The sequence below is a fragment of the Pseudalkalibacillus sp. SCS-8 genome, from assembly GCF_040126055.1.
GTDB lineage: Bacteria > Bacillota > Bacilli > Bacillales > Fictibacillaceae > Pseudalkalibacillus > Pseudalkalibacillus nanhaiensis.
Map to the genome: position 1 here is coordinate 1054884 of NZ_CP143541.1, position 20270 is coordinate 1075153.

The 20270-nt window shown below is 41.6% G+C and carries 24 protein-coding genes; 18 read left to right on the forward strand and 6 right to left on the reverse strand.

Going from position 1 to position 20270, the window contains the following annotated elements; translation table 11 throughout:
• The first annotated feature begins 152 nt into the window (after window positions 1-152).
• Together V1497_RS05430 and V1497_RS05435 are read left to right on the forward strand one after the other, a co-directional pair.
• The gene (locus tag V1497_RS05430) at window positions 153-1295 is read left to right on the forward strand and encodes a CehA/McbA family metallohydrolase (protein WP_349409958.1); all 1143 of its coding nucleotides are present in this window, start codon (window positions 153-155) and stop codon (window positions 1293-1295) included.
• Window positions 1296-1424: 129 nt separating this feature from the next.
• On the forward strand, window positions 1425-2342 hold the full coding sequence (locus tag V1497_RS05435; RefSeq protein WP_349409959.1) for a hypothetical protein: 918 nt from the start codon (window positions 1425-1427) through the stop codon (window positions 2340-2342).
• A gap of 38 nt (window positions 2343-2380) precedes the next feature.
• Here the strand turns inward: V1497_RS05435 and V1497_RS05440 are convergent, their stop codons facing one another.
• Window positions 2381-3091, reverse strand: coding sequence for a hypothetical protein (locus V1497_RS05440; RefSeq protein ID WP_349409960.1), 711 nt, complete (start codon window positions 3089-3091; stop codon window positions 2381-2383).
• 80 nt (window positions 3092-3171) lie between these two features.
• The gene (locus V1497_RS05445) at window positions 3172-3579 is read right to left on the reverse strand and encodes an HIT family protein (RefSeq protein ID WP_349409961.1); all 408 of its coding nucleotides are present in this window, start codon (window positions 3577-3579) and stop codon (window positions 3172-3174) included.
• A 127-nt stretch (window positions 3580-3706) separates the two neighbouring features.
• On the opposite strand from V1497_RS05445, the gene V1497_RS05450 reads away from it, so the two are divergent.
• Genes V1497_RS05450 through V1497_RS05460 form a run of 3 tightly spaced genes read left to right on the forward strand, consistent with a single transcriptional unit; the run spans window position 3707 to window position 5224 of the window.
• Window positions 3707-4117, forward strand: coding sequence for a VOC family protein (locus V1497_RS05450; protein WP_349409962.1), 411 nt, complete (start codon window positions 3707-3709; stop codon window positions 4115-4117).
• Window positions 4118-4138: 21 nt separating this feature from the next.
• Entirely contained in the window at window positions 4139-4687 is a 549-nt protein-coding gene (locus V1497_RS05455; protein WP_349409963.1) for a DUF1697 domain-containing protein, read from the forward strand.
• Window positions 4688-4711: 24 nt separating this feature from the next.
• Entirely contained in the window at window positions 4712-5224 is a 513-nt protein-coding gene (locus V1497_RS05460; RefSeq protein ID WP_349409964.1) for a GNAT family N-acetyltransferase, read from the forward strand.
• A gap of 64 nt (window positions 5225-5288) precedes the next feature.
• Here V1497_RS05460 and V1497_RS05465 read toward each other — a convergent pair whose 3' ends face one another.
• Window positions 5289-6158 carry an STAS domain-containing protein gene (locus V1497_RS05465; RefSeq protein WP_349409965.1) on the reverse strand — a complete coding sequence of 290 codons (870 nt, stop codon included), beginning with the start codon at window positions 6156-6158 and terminating at the stop codon, window positions 5289-5291.
• Window positions 6159-6489: 331 nt separating this feature from the next.
• On the opposite strand from V1497_RS05465, the gene V1497_RS05470 reads away from it, so the two are divergent.
• The 3 genes from V1497_RS05470 to V1497_RS05480 all read left to right on the forward strand — a co-directional run bounded on the left by V1497_RS05470 (window position 6490) and on the right by V1497_RS05480 (window position 8565).
• Window positions 6490-7119, forward strand: coding sequence for an alpha/beta hydrolase (locus tag V1497_RS05470; protein WP_349409966.1), 630 nt, complete (start codon window positions 6490-6492; stop codon window positions 7117-7119).
• Between the two features lie 132 nt (window positions 7120-7251).
• Window positions 7252-7710, forward strand: a complete 459-nt coding sequence (locus V1497_RS05475; protein WP_349409967.1) for a GNAT family N-acetyltransferase — start codon at window positions 7252-7254, stop codon at window positions 7708-7710.
• A gap of 33 nt (window positions 7711-7743) precedes the next feature.
• Window positions 7744-8565 (forward strand): GNAT family N-acetyltransferase, encoded by an 822-nt coding sequence (locus tag V1497_RS05480; RefSeq protein ID WP_349409968.1) that lies wholly within the window; start codon window positions 7744-7746, stop codon window positions 8563-8565.
• A gap of 70 nt (window positions 8566-8635) precedes the next feature.
• Here the strand turns inward: V1497_RS05480 and V1497_RS05485 are convergent, their stop codons facing one another.
• The gene (locus tag V1497_RS05485) at window positions 8636-9121 is read right to left on the reverse strand and encodes a hypothetical protein (protein ID WP_349409969.1); all 486 of its coding nucleotides are present in this window, start codon (window positions 9119-9121) and stop codon (window positions 8636-8638) included.
• A 291-nt stretch (window positions 9122-9412) separates the two neighbouring features.
• Between V1497_RS05485 and qoxA the strand changes: the two genes are divergently transcribed.
• The 4 genes from qoxA to qoxD are packed head-to-tail and all read left to right on the forward strand — an operon-like array spanning window position 9413 to window position 13227.
• Window positions 9413-10360, forward strand: a complete 948-nt coding sequence (qoxA, locus tag V1497_RS05490; RefSeq protein ID WP_349409970.1) for a cytochrome aa3 quinol oxidase subunit II — start codon at window positions 9413-9415, stop codon at window positions 10358-10360.
• 47 nt (window positions 10361-10407) lie between these two features.
• Window positions 10408-12342, forward strand: coding sequence for a cytochrome aa3 quinol oxidase subunit I (qoxB, locus tag V1497_RS05495; RefSeq protein WP_349409971.1), 1935 nt, complete (start codon window positions 10408-10410; stop codon window positions 12340-12342).
• 2 nt (window positions 12343-12344) lie between these two features.
• Window positions 12345-12941, forward strand: coding sequence for a cytochrome aa3 quinol oxidase subunit III (gene qoxC, locus V1497_RS05500; RefSeq protein WP_349409972.1), 597 nt, complete (start codon window positions 12345-12347; stop codon window positions 12939-12941).
• A 1-nt stretch (window position 12942) separates the two neighbouring features.
• Window positions 12943-13227, forward strand: a complete 285-nt coding sequence (gene qoxD, locus V1497_RS05505) for a cytochrome aa3 quinol oxidase subunit IV (protein ID WP_349409973.1) — start codon at window positions 12943-12945, stop codon at window positions 13225-13227.
• A 58-nt stretch (window positions 13228-13285) separates the two neighbouring features.
• On the opposite strand, the gene V1497_RS05510 is transcribed toward qoxD, so the two are convergent.
• Entirely contained in the window at window positions 13286-14209 is a 924-nt protein-coding gene (locus V1497_RS05510) for a DMT family transporter (RefSeq protein WP_349409974.1), read from the reverse strand.
• A 136-nt stretch (window positions 14210-14345) separates the two neighbouring features.
• On the opposite strand from V1497_RS05510, the gene V1497_RS05515 reads away from it, so the two are divergent.
• From V1497_RS05515 to V1497_RS05540, 6 genes are all read left to right on the forward strand, one after another.
• On the forward strand, window positions 14346-14513 hold the full coding sequence (locus tag V1497_RS05515; protein WP_349409975.1) for a hypothetical protein: 168 nt from the start codon (window positions 14346-14348) through the stop codon (window positions 14511-14513).
• A gap of 613 nt (window positions 14514-15126) precedes the next feature.
• Window positions 15127-16065 (forward strand): ABC transporter ATP-binding protein, encoded by a 939-nt coding sequence (locus V1497_RS05520; RefSeq protein WP_349409976.1) that lies wholly within the window; start codon window positions 15127-15129, stop codon window positions 16063-16065.
• On the forward strand, window positions 16062-17006 hold the full coding sequence (locus V1497_RS05525) for an ABC transporter permease (protein WP_349409977.1): 945 nt from the start codon (window positions 16062-16064) through the stop codon (window positions 17004-17006). Before V1497_RS05520 ends, V1497_RS05525 begins: the two co-directional genes overlap by 4 nt.
• Before the next feature lie 137 nt (window positions 17007-17143).
• The gene (locus V1497_RS05530) at window positions 17144-18031 is read left to right on the forward strand and encodes a GNAT family N-acetyltransferase (RefSeq protein WP_349409978.1); all 888 of its coding nucleotides are present in this window, start codon (window positions 17144-17146) and stop codon (window positions 18029-18031) included.
• Between the two features lie 56 nt (window positions 18032-18087).
• Window positions 18088-18483, forward strand: a complete 396-nt coding sequence (locus V1497_RS05535; RefSeq protein ID WP_349409979.1) for a hypothetical protein — start codon at window positions 18088-18090, stop codon at window positions 18481-18483.
• A gap of 103 nt (window positions 18484-18586) precedes the next feature.
• A complete protein-coding gene (locus V1497_RS05540; RefSeq protein ID WP_349409980.1) occupies window positions 18587-18937 on the forward strand; it encodes a VOC family protein in 351 nt (116 codons plus the stop codon).
• 355 nt (window positions 18938-19292) lie between these two features.
• Here V1497_RS05540 and V1497_RS05545 read toward each other — a convergent pair whose 3' ends face one another.
• The gene (locus V1497_RS05545) at window positions 19293-20252 is read right to left on the reverse strand and encodes a helix-turn-helix transcriptional regulator (RefSeq protein WP_349409981.1); all 960 of its coding nucleotides are present in this window, start codon (window positions 20250-20252) and stop codon (window positions 19293-19295) included.
• Between the last annotated feature and the right edge of the window lie 18 nt (window positions 20253-20270).

The following is a 20270-nucleotide window of genomic DNA, read 5'->3' on the forward strand; positions in this document are numbered from 1 at the left end:
GGGTGAACTTTTGAAGCAATGGTTGCAAACAAGAACCATTGCTTTTTTCTGTAAATGCCTAGTTCAATAGAATCGTTTATCAACCTATCCCTTGTCATTCTGCTTCGTTTGTTTTCATACTTAAAGAGACTAACATAGAACGAGGTGGAGAGATGAAGTTTGGTAGTTTTGCAGGGAAAGTGGTAGCTGCTGGTGCAGCTGCTTTGATGGTTTTTGGACAGGATGTCAGTGCGCATGGTGATGAGGCTTCTGTGGCTGAAGCGATCCAGGATCAGCTGGTAGGAAAGCAGATCATCTTTGGGGATTTACATAACCACACAGGTTATTCTCCGGATGGATCAGGGACTCCGAAGATGGCCTATGAGAGTGCCAAAATGAATGGACTTGATTTTATCGCGATTACGGAGCATTCCGAAGGGTTGAATCTGATTGCGAATGAAGAAGAGGGTGTGAATACGCCGCTTCCATACCGTACGGAGTGGGAGGACATCCAGTATCAAGCGGAGCAGATTTCCGATGAATCGTTCACAGCAATCCGTGGATTCGAGTGGAGCGATCCGTATCAAGGGCATTTCAACGTCTGGTTCTCGAAGCATTATACCGATGTATTCCGTTCACCTGGAACGCCATCGATGAAGCCGTTCTGGAATTGGTTCCAGACGGATACGAGCTTGCGTGGTGGGAGTGACGGGATCGGTGGCTTCAACCATCCAGGGCGTGAACCTGGTAAGCTGGATGATCTCGCTTATGTACCTGAAGTGGATGACCGTGTCGTTTCCATCGAGGTGTTCAACCGGGATGATATCTATGAATCTACTTATGTGGAAGCGCTCGATAACGGCTGGCATGTCGGAGCCATCGGTGTATCAGACCACCACGGTGATAATTGGGGAGACCCGACGTTTGCACGTACCGGTATCATTGCTGACGAAAACTCTCATGCGGCGGTAAGAGCGGCATTGGAAAAGCATCATGTCTATGCGACACAGGACTCGAACTACCAGATGGTGTTCACAGGGGACGGTCAGATGATGGGTGCTGAGCTCACGACTGATCAGCCTGTCCAGTTGAATGTCGTCGGTAATGACCCTGATGCGGGCGAGTCCATCGTCAAAGCTGAACTCGTAACGAACGGCGGACAAGTTGTTGATACGTATGAACCGACGACTGCAGGTCAGTCGTTCGAGTGGAGTACGACAACACCCGCAACAACCGAGGATGCATGGTACTTTGTCCGATTGACCCAAGCAGATGGCGAAATGATCTACTCAAGTCCGATTTGGGTGAAGAAATAGCATAAAGCAGAAGAAGGCTGGAGCTGTCCAGCCTTCTTTTTTTAGTTCCTAAATTAATTAACAGATGAAATATGGTAAACTATTAACAGGAAATTATTAGCAAATGTTATTTTAACCAGGGGGTAAAAGGTGAATAGGGAAAAACTGATGAACATATTTGTTGTTTTTGTAGTGGTCGCGTTGGTGGTTAGTTTGATTATGAATTTCCAATTGATTTCTAAATTAGGGGATGTAGAGAATCAGCTTAATTCAGTTACAAACTGGCAACATAGACTTAAAAGCGACTTGGATGATCAAAGAGTACATATAGACCATGTGTTGGATGATATCAGAGAGCAACAAAGCTGGATCTCACCGATAAAAATGGATGTAAATCCGAAGGACTTAGAAGATGGGAAAGCGGAAGCGACATTTGAATGGCAAGTGAAAGAGCTTCAAAAGGATTCAGAAGTGGTGTTCCATTATACATATGGTGATAACGAAGACTATACCTCTGTCCCTGTGAAAGAGACCCAACAGGGGATGTTTCAAGTGGATGTTCCATTTGAGGTTAATGTAGAGCCTGAATGGTTTGTTCACATAACTGCAACGAGGAATTCTCAAGAAACGTCTAAAAAACAGATGGAAGAACAATCAAAAAAGGAGATGGAAGAGAATTCGCTCAAGTATTATGTATCTGTATCTTATGGGGACTTGGTGAAAAGCAGTGAGGTACACACTGAGCATCTCGGGTATCTCGGAACAAACACATATGGTACATTCCAGACAAATCTCATGTTGGAGGACAAGACGTTTAGTGTAATCTTAGCGAATCAACATGCCGATCATTCTACATATGAAATTGAAAAGGTATATCTTCTCAAATATGAGGATGGCTCCTTGTTAGGAAAAGAGGAATTGAAAACGGATGAGCAGTACGATCGAAGAGATCCGATGATACATTCATTTCAAGTGAATCAAATTAAGCAATATGAAGAGATGCGACTCGTGATACAAGTTGTCTATAACAATGGAAAAACCTTTGAGAAGGAAATTTATCAATCATGAATGCAAAAGAAGGTTGGAATCGTCCAACCTTCTTTTTTTCAGCATAGGGCAAGGAAAATCTGCGGTGTATAGAAGAAGCATAGGTTGAAGGTCGGGTAACAGAATCCGATGGTGATGAAGAAGTTGACGAACGCGACCCAAGCCAGTGCAACGCCGATCCCACCGAATGGAGTGAGGTAGAAAATTAACGTCCATCTGCCCTGGCAGCCCCAGATTCCGTTGATTCGTCCATCTGTTTCATAAATATCTAAGTAGTCGATGTCAGGTCGCGTTTGACCACCGAGCAGTGAATAAACTTGAGTCGCACTTTGCGGCTGCTGTCCAATTAATGCTTGAAGCTGGTTTTGTGGCATAGCCGATAAGGTCGTGAAAAGATTGACCAAGTTCTGTGGTGGTCCGCTCGTCGGTTGGGATAACGTCGGTAGAATTTGTTGAACCTGCTGTTGCTGCTGAAGAGTCAGTTGACCGGGCAATACGTTTGGTCCGGCTCCAGGAAGGCCACCAGGTCCCCCTGGGATACCTCCAATTCCCCCGGGTCCACCAGGAATGCCCGGAATCCCACCCATACCACCAGGTCCTCCTGGCATACCTGGGATTCCACCAGGCATGCCACCCATTCCAGGCCCACCCGGAATTCCACCAGGTAATCCGCCTAAGCCTCCTGGTAATCCCCCAAGGCCACCGATTCCGCCTGGTCCGCCAATTCCGAACGGTGGAAGCTGGCGTGCTTGGTATTGATTATGTTTCATAAACAATCCCCATTTCGATGTATGATGTCATATGCCACTATATGCAGCCCAGGGGATTGTGTGTTGACTCATTGAGGGAGTTAACTTAATCCCTCCTTCAGTATCCTTCTGACTTCTACAAACTCATTTCTATCTACTTGGTTATCAGGCTCTACCCAAGAAAAACCGTCATCTTTATAGCGGGGGAATACATGCATATGATAATGATCGACGTCTTTAAATAAACCGTTGTTTTGCATGATGGTTATACCGTCACAGTTATACACGGATTCAAGACCTTCGGCGATCTTTTGAGCTGCAAGTATAACTTCTGTAAGGCTCTTCTCGTCTAAATCTGTAAACTCTCGATAATGGGTTTTTGAAGTAACCAACACATGACCTTTGTTAATTGGATATTTATCTAAAAAACAACAGACCCATTCGTTATCATAAACTTTATAAGCATGCTCTCGTCCAGCAGTAATTTCACAGAAGAGACATGTATCCACGTTCAACCCTCCTTACTTATTTGTATATATTTTCCTGATTATAACATTGTAAAGTACCAAAAAAAGGACATTTCCTATTTAAGACGAATTTTTTAGCTATAACGATTTCGAGAGGAGATTGAACGGAATGAAGATGCTGGAAGCTGTTCCTGCATTACCAGTGAGTGATATGGATACGAGTATCGCGTTTTACCGGGATACGCTCGGATTTACCCTTGTTCATGAAGAGGAGGGGTTTGCTGTTCTCGGATGGGACGAGGTGCAAGTCCATTTGTGGCATGCGTATGATGAAAAATGGCGGAGGGTGGACCGGCCTTCTCCAGTTGTAACAGGCGCTGAATCCTTCCTGGCGGGGACAGCAAGCTGCCGGATCGGATTGGATGGCGTGGACGATTTGTACGCTAAACTCGTGTCCCATGAAATTATCCATCCAAATGCCCCCCTCTCGGATCAACCGTGGGGAAGTCGTGAATTCGGAGTCCTTGATCCAGACAACAACCTGATCACGTTTTATGAGTGGCGAATATCTGAGCGTTAGTTCAATGGAGGGGGGAAGAGGATGGCAACCTATATCGCTTTATTACGCGGCATTAATGTCGGGGGTCATAAAAAGGTGAAGATGGATCACTTGAAGGAGATTTTCAAGTCGATGGATTTTGAGAATGTCCGGACATACATCCAGAGTGGCAATGTCATTTTTGAAGCAGAAAATCAAGATCTCCCTAATCTGAAGGGAATGATTGAAACAGAGCTTGAGAAGGCGCTTGGATTTGCGGTGCCTGTTATCGTAAAAACGGCTGAAGAATGGCAGGCGGTGATGGAAGAGAGTCCGTTCGATGTAACGAGATTAAAAGAGGATGAAAAGCTGCATGTGTCCTTTTTAGCTGAAGAGCCGATTGCTGAAGCGGTCCAGAACTTGATGGACGTTGAGAGTGACATTGACGAATTCAAGCTTAATGGGAAAACCGCTTACGTCCTATGCCGAAAAGGCTACAAGAAAAGCGTATTCTCCAATACCTTCCTTGAAAAGAAGCTGAAAGTGGCAGCCACCACCCGAAACTGGAACTCCGTCATGAAAATTGCAGAACTTAGCAGAACCACTGTATAACTTGAATCATTTTGAGGTGTAAATATGAATGAAGAAATCGTTGTAGAAATAATTGATAAACTTAACTTAGAGGAGCTCGAACAGCTTTCGGAATTGCTGATTACAGTGGTCCATGATGGCGCTTCTATCGGTTTTTTACCGCCCATAGACGAAGAGGATGCGAAAAAGTATTTATACAGTGTAATCGAACCCACTAACTTGTTATTGGTGGCTAAAATAAAAAATGAAATTGTTGGTAGCGTTCAATTGCAATTAGCTACGAAGCCAAACGCAACACACAGAAGTGAAGTTGCGAAATTGATGACCCATCCAAAACATCGACGTAAAGGAATAGGGCTCTTACTCATGAATAAGGCAGAAGAGCTGGCAAGAGAACAAAATCGTTCATTAATGATTTTAGATACAAGAGAAGGTGATCCTTCAAACCTTCTTTATACTTCATTAAATTACACTGAAGCTGGTCGAATTCCAATGTATGCTAAGTCTGCTAATGGCGAGTTAGACACAACGGTTTACTACTACAAGTGTTTACTTTAGTAATAGATTAATATTGGTTAACAAAAAAGGAACATCTTCTAAGAAGACGTTCCTATTTTCGTAATTATATTTTTTCTTTTCGATGAAGTTCGAATCCGATTTCACTTAAGGCACTTTCAAGATTCGATTCGACCTGGAAATTATCCATGTCTACCTGAGAGCGAATGGCTTGCATGGCAATGTCAGGGCGAATCCCGGTTACGATCGGATGAACACCGACCAAATCCATCAGATTTACGATTCGCATCAGATACGTCACGACTTCATCATTCATGTGTGTAATCCCAGATAAATCAATTAAGATATGATCCAAGGATAGTCCCTGACTTTTGACTAAAGTCAGCTCCATGATCCTTTCCGCTCTGTTCATATCAATACTCCCAATGATAGGTAAAATCGCGACGCCCTTCGTAATCGGAACGAGCGGAGCAGACAAGTCTTCGATTTGCTTATTGGCCTCATCCAATTCCAATACGTAGGACAGTAATGAACTCATGGTTTGGAACATTCTCTTATGACGTTCTGATAATTGGAAAGGTTTCGTGTCCAATCCACAAATCGTCCCATAATTTCTACCATCTTCATAATAAATCGGGACACCTACAAAACTGCCACTTCCCAATTTCTCCGTAACTGCCAGATGTCTTGTTAACTCGCTTTGCGTAATATCAGGAATGATGAGTACGTCTTTCCCATGATCCACACTCACCTTACAATAGGTTTCTTCAAAAGGTAAGCTATCCCCTACAGATAATAACGTATCCTTTTCATTTACTACCTTAATGATTTCGTTCGTACATTTATCATTTTTCGCAATGAATAGCGTGTTAATGTCTAATAATTCACTTATTGAATGCAAAATATTTTCAGCAGCTTCATCGAAGTTTTTAGGTGTTCGGATTGTTTGGTGACTATAATCAGTTAAAGTGTTCATCTTTAGCTCCCTTTTGAAAAAATGCAATACCGTAATGAATTACCCTAATACTAAAGAATTATAACCTTTAAGTACAAAATAACCAGATTTAAGTATATCAGATTTAAAGAAAATGCAATTAATGAAAAATATGGATGAGAGCATAGGTGAATTTTCACTACTGAATATGAACAAAGTTAATAGATGAAATTCCAAAGGATAACAAGGGAAAGGACAATAAAAATTGAAAGTATATGGATGTACTGAAATCTATAGATGTTAACTAGATGTTAACCGATCTTCTGTTAAACGTGTAGGGTGTTTATTTAATAATAGAGAGAAGGAATTTATTATGTTGAGTGTTAAAACGAATACTGTCAAGGGTTATAAAATGAGGGATATTCCTTATACCATACTTAGAAATGAAGAGAGTTCTAAACGTTTGGCAATTCTATTACCTGGAGCAGGGTATACAGTTCAAGCGCCTCTCTTTCATTACTCGACTGGTATCTTTATAAATAAATCATCTGACGTATTGCACGTTAATTATCAATACAAAGGTTTATCTAATGAAGAAATCAATAAAGCAATAATATATGATGTGAACGCAGTCCTTGAGGATGTGTTATCGACACAAAATTATGAAACTTATTATGTTATTGCAAAATCTCTCGGAACGATTGCAATGCGTTCAGTACTAGAAAGAGATGACTTTTTAAACGCTAAAGCGATCTGGCTGACACCTTTAATTCAAAGAGATGATGTATTGGATGCAATGGTAAGAAGTGAAAATAAGGGATTGTGTTACATCGGAGATAAGGACCCTTGTTACATAGAAGAGAGATATACTAAAGTACTAGAAAATAAAAATATAACATCAAAATTAATTGCAAATGTGGATCATAGTTTGCAATATGAAGATGATGCCGTTGGTTCTATCGATGTATTAAAGAGTGTAATGACAGATATTGAACAATTTTAATTAAGAAAGTGCTTTTCAAGGAAGACGTACTTATATCTAATAAATAATGGATCCTCCTTCAATTTAAGTCATTCTAATCTCTTTTCATATGTACCTCCTTTCGATATAGTACTAGTATCATAGGAGAGGAAGATGGTTATGGATTGGGTGAAGAAAACCTTTCAAGAGCTGACGAAAGAGGAGTTATATACGATTCTGCAAAAGCGAGTAGACGTATTTGTGGTGGAACAGGAGTGTCCTTATCCAGAAGTGGACGGGCGAGATGAAGAGTGCTTACATATCTGGTCTGAATTTGATGGGGAGATGGCAGCGTATTGCCGGATCGTTCCACCCCTTCAAGAAGAAGACCATTATTCGATTGGCAGGGTCCTGATAACAAAAAAACACCGCAAACAGGGAATTGCCCGTGAAATGATGAATGTTGCAATTGACGTCTTGGTTCGGGAAATGGGTGTGAAGACGATAGCACTTCATGGCCAGGAGCACCTGCGTCACTTTTATGCTTCATTCGGATTTAAAGAAGTATCAGACGTATACTTGGAGGACGGGATTCCACATGTGGACATGCTGATGGAAGTGGAGGAACGGTAAATAAAATTTGATTTAACAAAAGGGGTATGTCTTATGCTTGTAGAGTTGAATCGTGAAGAATTCAGTAAGTGCAGGGATTTACTGAATCCTGATGGACAGTTAGAGGTTAAAGCGGTGGTTGAAGGTGTGAATCCTGGCCGGATATTTGTAGACGATCGCGATCTTCCAACATCTGGTCTTGTTTGGTTAGGAAACAATGATGGCTTTCTTTTTATAGGGAAGGAAAACAATGAAATCTTCAATCAATACATAAATCATCTTATAGACAACATCATTATTCCAGATGCTAAAGAGATCAATTTAAAATGGTTTGAAGCGATTGGAAATCACGATGGCTGGAACCATACGCTTGAGGAAGTATTTTCACACCGAAATATAGAACCTTGGAAACAACGGGTATATACTCTACAATCAGAAGATTACAATGAAAATTCAAAACCGTTGTTGGAAGACGGTTATCAGATTGTAAAAGCAGATGAAGATTTAATTGAGGACAAGCAATTGAATTCAGAATTACTACAAAGTAAAATTCTAGAGTTTTGGAATACCTCAGACGAATTTTTTGAAAAAGGGATTGGATATTGCGCTATTTACAAAAAGGAAATCGTCAGTGTTTGTATGTCTGGTTTCGTCGTAGATAAATTTCATTGTATCGATATTGAAACGAAGGCGGAACATCAAGGGAAGAAATTAGCGCAAAGCGTCGCCCATTTTCTTGTGAGGGATTGCTTAGATAATCATTCCGTACCTTACTGGGATTGTATGGACGAGAATAAACCATCAATCGCTGTTGCAGAGAATTTAGGCTTTAAAAATGTATTCAATTATAGGGGTTATGAATTTTCCCTTACATAAGATTTGGACAATGTTTAAGAGGGTAGGAGTTACCTACCCTCTTTACTATTGAATGATGGAGCTAGCCCATTCACTTAATTTCTGCTACAAAGATATAGGAAGCATTCCCTTGTGGCCATTCACAAGTAATCTCATAGATATACTGACCTTTTTTTTCAGGTAACGTTAGTTTGCTTTCATTGATTGATACTTCTTCTTTCTCCCCGTCTTCTCCCCATAAATGAACATTCAGTGATGGTTTCGATTCAGAATCATTAAAACGAATCGTTACCACTTTACCACGTTCAATCATCGTGGGTTTTAGATCCTTTGCTAGGATATGTGGTGGCTCATTGTCCATCCTCACAGTTTGTTCCGAACTCTGATCTTCTTTACTCCATTCATAGGAACCAAGAACCGAATGAAGGGACGAATGTTCCTTTGTTTGTAAAAGGATCTGTGGAGGCATTATAGATTGAATGGTTTTCGAATCTGCAGAAACCTGTGGTGTTTGTTGAGTCGAACATCCTGTGACAAAAATGAATAGGAGTAGTGGGAATAGCCAATTTTCTCTCATCGGTCACCTCTCATTAATGGTAAATAATGTAACTAAATAGTAGCACGAAATGGTTTAAAAGAGAACTTCTAATAAATAAGGGACGGTCCATATACGGGACAGTCCCTTTTTTTGTCTAGATTGTGACTGTTTTCAGACAACTGACAAAGGTTTGTCAAAAGTTTTTTGCGATTTAGTGACAACGTTCAAAGTTTCACAAAGTATCGCTATAACCCTGATAGAATAAGGGCAAGAACGTTAGATGATACTTAATTTTTATAGATTTACGGAAGAAGAAAGAGGGGAACGTGTATGAAACTCAAGTTGGCATTGTTTGCATTGATGATGTCTGTTCTCACAGTTTTGACAGGATGTGAACCACTGACCGTCCTGGATCCGAAAGGACCGCAAGCGGCACGGTTGGCGAGTGACATCTGGATAACAATGTTCATGATGGCGGGGATTGTCATCGCAGTCTGCGTATGGCTTGTGATCATGCTGGTGAAATACCGTGCATCGAAACAGCCTGCAGACTATGAACCACCACATATCGAAGGGAATCCGTGGGTTGAAGGGATTCTTGTCGGTATTCCGGTCATCATTGTCGCAATCCTATCTGTCATTTCCGTTCAAAGTAACTATATTGTGGAATCAGCTCCGAAAGGCTACGAGGATAAAGAACCATTGGTCGTTTATGCGTCGTCCTCGGATTGGAAGTGGCATTTCAGCTATCCGGAACAAGATATTGAGACGGTCAACTACTTATACATCCCAACCGATCGTCCACTTGAATTCAGGCTCTATTCCCATGGACCGATTACGAGTTTCTGGATTCCTCAGCTCGGAGGACAAAAATACGCGATGAATGACCATGTCACGACACTGCATCTAGCAGCTGATGTTGAAGGAGACTTCATGGGACGAAACGCGAACTTCAGCGGTAAAGGTTTCGCAGAAAACAAGTTCGACGTAACAGCGATGTCTCAGCAGGAATTTGATGAGTGGGTGAAAGAGGTCAAGGAAACAGCGGATCCTCTAACGGAAGAAAAGTTCGAGGAGCTGCTTGAGCCAGGTCACCTAGGAAGGATGACGTTCACCGGTACACAGCAACAATTCTTACCGGCACCAGAGCATCATCACGAAGGTGACAAGTACGAAGAACATGACAAGAATAAAGATGGTCATGAGGAAAAACAGGACCATCATGCAGCTTCCGATAAGGAAAGCGATGAAAAGAAACACAAGAACCACAACGAATAGACGAATTGATTTTTACCATTAACGATTTTTGAAAGGAGTCAAATCGTATGGAATTCTTTGAACGATTTGCCATACCGCATCCTAGTTTTGCGATTTATGCTTCCATGGTCGCTGCTGGTCTTACGTTGATCGCGATCATCGCAGGACTCACGTACTTCAAAAAGTGGGGCTATCTATGGCGCGAATGGTTGACGACTGTTGACCATAAACGAATCGGGATCATGTATCTCATCTCCGCGTTATTGATGCTGTTCCGCGGTGGTGTCGATGCGATCATGATGCGTGCCCAGCTGGCGGTTCCAGACAATACGCTGTTGGATTCGCAGCACTATAATGAAATTTTCACAACACACGGGGTTGTCATGATCCTGTTCATGGCGATGCCTTTCATCATATTCTTTATGAACTTTGTTGTACCGCTTCAAATCGGAGCGCGTGACGTAGCATTCCCACGTTTGAATGCGCTCAGCTTCTGGCTGTTCTTCATGGGTGCGATGCTGTTCAACATCTCATTCATGGTCGGTGGATCACCGGACGCAGGATGGACATCGTACTTCCCGCTCGCTGACGGTGAATCAGTCGGTTCGCACTATTACATGATTGCGATCCAGATTGCCGGAATCGGTACGTTGCTGACAGGGATTAACTTCCTGACGACGATCCTGAAAATGAGAGCACCAGGCATGACGCTTATGAAAATGCCGATGTTCACTTGGTCGATCCTAATCACAAGTGTCATCATCATTTTCGCATTCCCGGTATTGACAGTTGCACTTGCATTCGGAACGATGGATCTCTTGTTCGGGACACAGTTCTTTACACTTGATAACGGTGGAATGGCGATGCTTTGGGCCAACCTGTTCTGGGTTTGGGGACACCCTGAAGTGTATATCTTGATTCTGCCGGCATTCGGACTTTACAGTGAAATCATTTCGACGTTTGCGCGTCGTAACCTATACGGCTACAAGTCAATGGTCGGTTCAATGGTCTTGATTTCACTTCTATCCTTCGTTGTCTGGGCCCACCACTTTTTCACAATGGGTCAAGGCGCGTTTGCAAACAGCATCTTCTCCATTACGACGATGGCGATTGCCGTTCCGACTGGAGTCAAGATTTTCAACTGGTTGCTCACATTATGGAAGGGTAAAATCGAGTTCACGACACCGATGCTTTATTCGATCCTATTCATTCCGCTCTTTACACTTGGCGGGGTGACAGGTGTCATGCTTGCGATGTCAGCGGCGGACTATCAGTATCACAATACGATGTTCCTTGTCGCTCACTTCCACAATGTAATCATTCCTGGTGTCGTATTCGCGATGCTAGCAGGTCTCACATATTACTGGCCGAAGATGTTCGGCTTTATGCTCAATGAAAGAATTGGGAAGTGGACCGCGTGGTTGCTTTCGATCGGATTCGTGCTTGCGTTCATTCCGATGTATATCACAGGCTTGGACGGTCAGGCGCGTCGTATGTACACGTACTCTGAGTCTACTGGATTCGGTCCGATGAACATGGTTTCCTTCATCGGTGCAGCAATCATGGCTGTCGGATTCGTACTGATCGTGTACAACATCTACTACAGTGTCCGTTATGCTTCACGTGATATCGGTGCTGACCCGTGGGATGCGCGTACCCTTGAGTGGGCGACGCACACACCGGTACCGCACTATAACTTTGCGGTCACGCCTGAAGTTGCTTCCAGCGAAGCACTTTGGGATGCGAAGAAAAATGGACATCAGTTGTTTAAAGGCGAGTACAAGAAGATTCACATGCCGAACAACAGTGGTGTGCCGTTCATCATGAGCTGTGTGTTCTTCGTATGGGGCTTCGCGCTCATCTTCAGCTTATGGATTCCGGCCATCATCACGACGATCGCAATCTTCGTCTTCATGACATTGCGTTCATTTGAAATCGATCACGGTCATTACATTTCTGTGGAAGAAATCGAAGACACAGAATCAGAAATGCGAGGTGCGTAATTATGAAAATTGATCACTCGCTGCCGTTAGAATATAGTACTGAAGAAAACAGATTGAAGATCTTTGGATTTTGGATGTTCCTTGGTGCGGAAATCATGCTGTTTGCGACGCTTTTCGCGACGTATTTCACATTGGAAAACCGCACGGGGAACGGTCCGACCGGCGCTGAGATTTTCGTAATCACGCCGGTTCTCCTTGAAACGTTCTTGCTTTTGACAAGTAGTTTTACAATCGGACTCGGTATCCATGCGATGCGTCTCGGTCGCCAGAAGGCGATGCTCTGGTTCTTCGGAATCACGCTCGCGCTCGGACTTGGATTCCTAGGCGTAGAGATTTTCGAATTCTTTACGTATGCGCATGAAGGAGCAGGCATCCAGACGAGTGCGTTCACGTCGATTCTGTTGACGACACTCGGAACACACGGGGCGCACGTTACCGTCGGTTTGTTCTGGGGTCTCTACATCATGATCCAGGTGAAGAAGCGTGGACTCACGCCTGAAACAGGTAACAAGTCATTCATCTTCTCGCTGTACTGGCACTTCTTGGACGTGGTTTGGATCTTCATCTTCAGTTTCATCTACTTGAAAGGAATGTTGTAATATGAGCGAACTCTTTCCTCGTAAACAGATCATGGGATTTGTGTTCTCATTGGTGCTTACGGCAGTCGCGATGGGTGTCTATTTCTTCGACATGTCGTATGCCGTCGCGATGACGGTCCTTCTGGTCACGGCGTTCCTTCAAGCGGGCCTTCAGCTCGTCGTGTTCATGCACGCCGGTGAAACAGAAGATAAGGGTGCGATTTACGCGAACGTCTACTATGGCGTCATCATCGCCCTGTTCACCGTCTTCGGTACACTGCTCGTACTTGTATGGGATATGGGATAAATAGAATTTCACAAAGAAAGCAAGAGATTCCACTAAGAATCTCTTGCTTTTTTTATGGTCAGCTTTCCTTCTGAACGGTGCGCTGCACGCGATATTGTTTTTTATGTTCGAGGGCTCCTGTTCCTAATACGACACCTGTAACGATAAAGAAGAAACCGGCGAGCTGGGACAGTTGAATGGATTCCCCTAAAAACAACCATGCGCCCATTAAGGCGAAAAATGGTGTAAGGTTGATGAAGATCGCCGATTCACCTGCTCCGAGCTGATGAATCGCCTTGTTATAGATCATATGTCCGAGCCCTGTGGCGAGTATGGCTGAAGCGAAGAATACGCCCCACACCCAAATCGGTTTACCGGTAAGGGTTGAGATTCCATTCGGTTCAATTTGTAAACTGACGAAAAATAAGAACACGGCGCCTAAAAGCTGCATCCATCCTGTAATTAGACGGGCATCCATTGATTGGGTCGCTTTTTTGATGAACACGAAGCTGATCGCTTGTGCCACGACACAAAGGAAGACGAAAACATCACCTAAAGAGATTCCGTTCAGTGTTCCAGTTCCATTCAGAACGATGAAGGAAACCCCAACAAAACCGAGTAGAATTCCCAAAAACTTCAAGGGAGTCAATCGATCTCCAAGAAACAGGATGGCGGAAAGCGAAGTCATCAACGGAACAAGGCCCAATATGAGACCTGTGTTTGAAGCACTCGTCATCGTCAATCCGGTTGCTAAAAAGTAATGATGTCCTAAATAACCGGTTAGCGCACAGATGATGATATAGAAGATTTGTTTCGGGTTCACCTTCCGAAATTCTTTTTTCATTCCTAATATAAGCATCACGACAAAGCCGGCCGTTAGGATCCGGAAAGCTGTAATCGTAATCGGCGCAAAATAGTCCACTAATATTTTGATTGCAATGACATTGAAACCCCAGATAATCATAAGCAACAGCAGTAACAGATAAATGATCGGTTTTGCCAAAGCTATCATCTCTTTCTTTTGTGTGTTCGTGTGATAGTTGAGCTGAAATTATCTTCAAATCATAACACGAAAACGAAATCTTGACATACTTCAGGATTCTTTGGCAAAAATACACAAAAAGGAGGTTCTGCGAACGATGAGTGATAGAAAAAAAGGTGAAGAAGAAGCGGTGCATGCGAATGAAGAGATCAACAAGGCGATGCAGGACGGAACGAATGATACACTTGATCTGGCACCACTTTTAAATAGCGGTGGTACTCCGATTTTCATTGAAAAATCAGAAAGAAATGATGAAGTAAAATAATTATGGCAAACATCACATTCCTTAATGTGGTGTTTTTTTGTGTGTTTGCAGTGGTTATGAGTGCATGAAATCACAGAAACGAGAAAATGGTGCACTCATACAAGGGCTATGAGTGCATGAAATCACAGAAACGAGAAAATGGTGCACTCATACAAGAGCTATGAGTGCATGAAATTACAGAAACGTGAAAATGATGCACTCATACAAGGGCTATGAGTGCATGAAATCCCAGAAACGAGAAAATGATGCACTCATACAAGGGCTATGAGTGCATGAAATCACAGAAACGAGAAAATGGTGCACTCATACAAGGGCTATGAGTGCATGAAATCACAGAAAAGAGAAAATGGTGCACTCATACAAGAGCTATGAGTGCATGAAATTACAGAAACGTGAAAATGATGCACTCATACAAGGGCTATGAGTGCATGAAATCCCAGAAACGAGAAAATGATGCACTCATACAAGGGCTATGAGTGCATGAAATCACAGAAACGAGAAAATGATGCACTCATACAATTTGGTTAAGATTGGGAACTTTTTCAGCTTCTTAATCGTATATAAGGTGAGCATAAAAAAAGATTTGAAAACCGTTAGAAAGAGGGGGGAAAGCATGACAACACATGCTTTAGAGGTACGATCGTTGACGAAGGTCATTGGAAAGAAGAAGATCGTCGATGATGTCAGTTTCAGTGTGAATAAGGGGGAAATCTTTGGTCTTTTGGGTCCGAATGGGGCAGGGAAAACGACCATCATCCGTATGATTGTCAGTTTAATCAATCGTACAGATGGAGCCGTCATTATAGATGGAAAGAACCTTGATGAACAATTCAAAGAAACGATGAGTGAAATGGGTGCCATTGTTGAAAACCCGGAATTTTACAAGTATATGAGTGGATACAAAAACTTAAAGCATTATGCAAATATGGCACTTAAAGAAGTGTCAGATGAACGAATTAAGGAAGTTGCTCGATTAGTAAAATTGGAAGACGTGATGCATCAAAAGGTGAAAACGTATTCCCTTGGCATGAGACAAAGGCTAGGAGTAGCTCAAGCATTATTACATAACCCGTCATTGCTGATTTTAGATGAGCCTACGAATGGATTGGATCCTCAAGGGATAAGAGAATTCAGGGATTACCTACATACCCTTGCCAGTGAAGGGATGTCTGTACTGGTTTCCTCTCACCTTTTATCTGAAATGCAGCTGATGTGTGATCGTTTTGCCATACTCGAAAAAGGTAAGCTGATCCATATTTCATCCATGCATGAAACGACGGAGATCGATGATGCGAAAGAGGTCATTTTTGAAGTGGACAATTCTCAAGAAGCAGTGGATATCGTGAAAGAAAAAGTGGAAGCTTCAAGCTTCAAAGTGCTTTCAGACAACCAGTTCTCTGTCACAGTTAACAGAGCGTCGATCAGTACAATTAATCGACTATTGATCTCAAATGATATTGACGTTTATGGCATAAATACGGTAACCGCTACACTGGAAGACCGCTTTTTCGAAATTACGAACAAAGGTGCAAGGGAGGGGCAAATGCAATGATTTCTTTAATTCGAAATGAACTTATGAAAATATTCCAAAAGAAATCGAGCTGGATTTATCTCATCATCATTGTACTTGCGGTCATTGCAGGCGGAATCATTTACAATATCACTTCAGGTGAACCGAATGAGAATTGGCGGGCTACTATTGAAGCCGAGATTGAGCACTTACAGAAGAATGCAGAAGAAGCACCTGAAGAAGAAAAACAATATATTAATCAACGGATCAATCAACAACAGAAGTATCTCGATGAAAACGTTAATCCGGATGCGGTAAGTAACTGGCATTATATGAATAATGTTGTATTCGGCACGACTGTTCTCGTGACCCTTCTTGCTGTTATTATTTCCAGTGCGAGTGTTTCTTCTGAATTTGCAGATGGAACGATTAAGCAGCTGTTGATCAGGCCTCATCCAAGATGGGCAATTTTACTTTCAAAATATATCTCATTAATCATCTATTCACTAATTCTTGTTGTAACCATGATTGTTTCAGGATACCTTGTCGGTTTAATCATATTTGGAAATGGCGACTTTTCAGCTAAAATCTTTGAGATGGCTATAGAGGGACAGAAGGTAGCAGAGGTCGGGCCGCAGTTTTTCCTGAAGATCGCCTACTACCTACCAAGTCTATTGATCATTACGGCAATCGCCTTTATGCTGTCCACTTTATTTAAAAGTCAGGCTTTGGCTGTCGGGGTTGGAATCTTTGTCCTGTTTGTATCGTCCACACTTGGCGGGTTGATCGTCTTTTTGGCAGAGAAATACGAATGGGCAAAATATCTGATATTCCCGCATTTAGATTTAACGATCTATGCGCTGCAGGATAAGATTTTGGGAGACATTACACTACCAATCTCACTATTGGTCCTAGCCATGTACTATGCCGTATTCATGAGCCTGACGTTCGTCTTTTTCCAGAAGCGGGATATTAGTATCTAAACAGTCGCTTTTTGTAGTTTGTTCCACATACAGGGGCATTGATCCGAGAAGGATTAATGCTTCTTTTGTTTAATATCTATCGGTAGAGATCAACTTAAATTATTTATTACAAATAGGACTGAGGTCGGTTAAATAGAATGGAAAAAATCTTGAACCCTTCTGTAAAACTAAAATATTCGTTAGACCAAGATGATTATAAAAATATACTGGCTTTGAAAGAATGCTGCCTTGAAAAAGAAAATGTAACGCTGAAACTGGAGCTTGATTACAAATTAAGTAGATCTCTTAATGAGAGTATCGGTATAAATAAGATCAATGAATTTATGTTTTATAATGGGAAAACACTTATCGGCTATGTGGGGATCTGTCAATTCGGGAAAGAAACACTTGAAGTAAATGGGATGGTTCATCCTGAATATAGGAGACAGGGCGTCTTCACTCGTTTGTTTTCACTCGTTAAAGATGAATGGGATAAAAGGAAATCCCAGCAGATGCTACTGTTAAGCGACCGGAACTCTTCATCTGGCATTCATTTTATTAAAAGCACGGGTGCCCAATATGACAATTCAGAATACGATATGTTTTTGACAGGTGAAGCCACAGAAGTTACCACCCCAAAACCTTTAAGTCTTCGAAGAGCCCTTAATGAAGATGCAAAAGAGATTGCAAGACAAAATGCGATATACTTTCAAGTGAATTCTTCGGATTTAATACTCCCGGAGGAAGAAGAAAAGCACGGAACAGAGATTTATATGGCTGAGGTTGATCAATCGATTGTGGGAAAAGTTCATTTGGAAGTTCAGAATGATGTGGGTGGAATCTACGGATTAGGTGTCCTTCCGGAATTTCGAGGAAAAGGGTATGGAAGAGATCTATTGATGAAAGCAGTAGAGAAGCTAAAAGAAAAACAAGTTCAACAAATCATGCTTCAAGTTGCCGTGAAAAACAGTAATGCCCTAAACCTATATCGCTCTTGTGGATTCGAGGAGACTACTACGATGGATTATTACAAGCTAACGAAGTAACATCTTCCTGAATCAAAACCATTACTTGACCACCAGTATTTAAGGAGTGGTAGTGGATGAGATATTTATCGATGATTTTTATTTGTATTGCTTTACTTACGGGTTGTGCTTTTGGAGATAATCCGGAGAAGTTGAAAGAGCAAACAATTGAAGGGATGAAACCTTCAGTTAAAGGAAAATATGCAGTTTATGCATATTACAAACAACTTCCACCTAACCCAGCTGATACGGAACAAGTTAAGATCTATTATTCGATGGACGAAAGAATCCCTTTAGAAAAGGTTGAGACGTTATCGGTTGTCTCTATATCAAATGAAGACCTTAATCTTTTTAATATAGAAAAATCCCCATCATTTATCGTTGTTGACAAAACAGGAATTGTGCTTCAAACAACAGATATCGATAAGGTTATCGATTTTTTAAAGAATAATGATCCTGTTCGTATAGATTAGACTACTAGACGACGCTATTTTAAAGCACGCATTTTGGTAGGTAATGGACTGTGTTGCTGAGTAACGAAAATATTATACTCAAAATTATCTTGGAGGTATAACAATGAAAGTGAAGCGAATTGTTGCCAATATTGAGACGGAGGACATTTCAAAAGCCAAACACTTCTACGAGGATATACTAGGGCTTGATCAATTTATGGATCTAGGATTTATTGCGACTTACGGTTCACATGAGAAAATGACCACTCAAATCAGTTTCCTATCAGAGGGAGGTTCTGGGACACCTGTACCTGATTTCTCAATTGAAGTCGATGATCTAGACGCTGCGCTCACTCGTATAAAAGAAGCGAAAATCCCCATTGAGTATGGGCCAATGGATGAACCATGGGGTGTCCGACGTTTTTATGTAAGAGATCCCTTTGGAAAGCTAATCAATATATTAAAACATACATAATGAATGCTTTCATGAGTTCATTTATTAGAGGCTTTTATAAAATCTAAGTGAAGTCTTTTACGACTAGGATAAGGGTGGTTCATTTTGCCGATAAACAAGAATTTAGTAGGATTTGTATTCGTTTCTTTGTTTACATTAATCGTAGTTTCTCTTCTTATTATTTCCTATGGATACTTTAATATGAAAGAGATAAGTCTATTAACCTCAAAATGCTACGAAAATGGCGGGGAAGCCATATTAGAAATTCACAACAACATAACAGGTAGGTACTCATTTGAGTGTAAGAAATAATTATTACCCCTTTGGAAGATCGTCCAAAGGGGTGTTTTAATCTCTTAAAATTGTCTACTGGTTATTAGCTGAATGAGGATAATCTCTTTTTTACTCCTTTTAACACTTCTTCTGGCACTTCCTTCACCTTGATATCCTCACCTAGAAAAAGGAGCCAATTTGTCATTTCGGTCAATTCATCAGGATGCTCAACGTTGATATAAGACTTTAAAAGGGCTGTGGATTGGTATGGGTCCGTATAAGAGATTGAAACTTTTATCGGATGGTATTTCTTGAACTGGGCAATTGCTTTTGGACCCAATTCAAGGACAAGGTTGATTCCTTCTTCCTGCTTGCTTCGTTTATCTCCTATCTGTTTCCTACTTAACTTATTTTTCATCTGGTAAGGCTCGATATTAATGAGATTGTCGACAGGGAAGATTTGCTTCCTTTCTTCTTTTAAGTCATAACCTTCAATCAACCAAAAGCTTTTTTCATGATATAGATGCAAGAGGTAAATCGGATAAGACTTTATTTTCTTATCTTCTTTGATGGTAAGCATTAAATGGCGATCTACCAGAAGGATTTGGATGAGTCTTTCTAACATGGGATGGGGAAGATCTGTAAGATCAAGGAGGTCAGGATTATGCGGATTGGTGCCCGCGAAAAGCAAGATTTGATTTAAGAGAACAAGGTCATCTTGCTGGTTTTCTGAAATAAGCCCTAATAACTTTTCAGCTAATGACTGACGACTCTTTAAATAGGGGAGTTGTTGATTTCTTGTGGCCATAAAAGCAATAAATAGAGCTTTCACCTCATTATCAGTAAATTGAACATCAGGCAGCACAGAGTTTGGCATGACAGAATAACCACCATCTCTACCTACATCAGCGACGAGTGGCATCCCGATGGATTCAATTTCTCTGATATCTCGAATAGCTGTCGAACGAGAGATGTTAAATTCACGCATGATTTCAGAAATCGTAAAGTGGGCGCGGTTGTTGATATAGCGCATAATGATATTGATCCGTTCAACTTTTTTCATCTTTGCTCCTAAACAGTA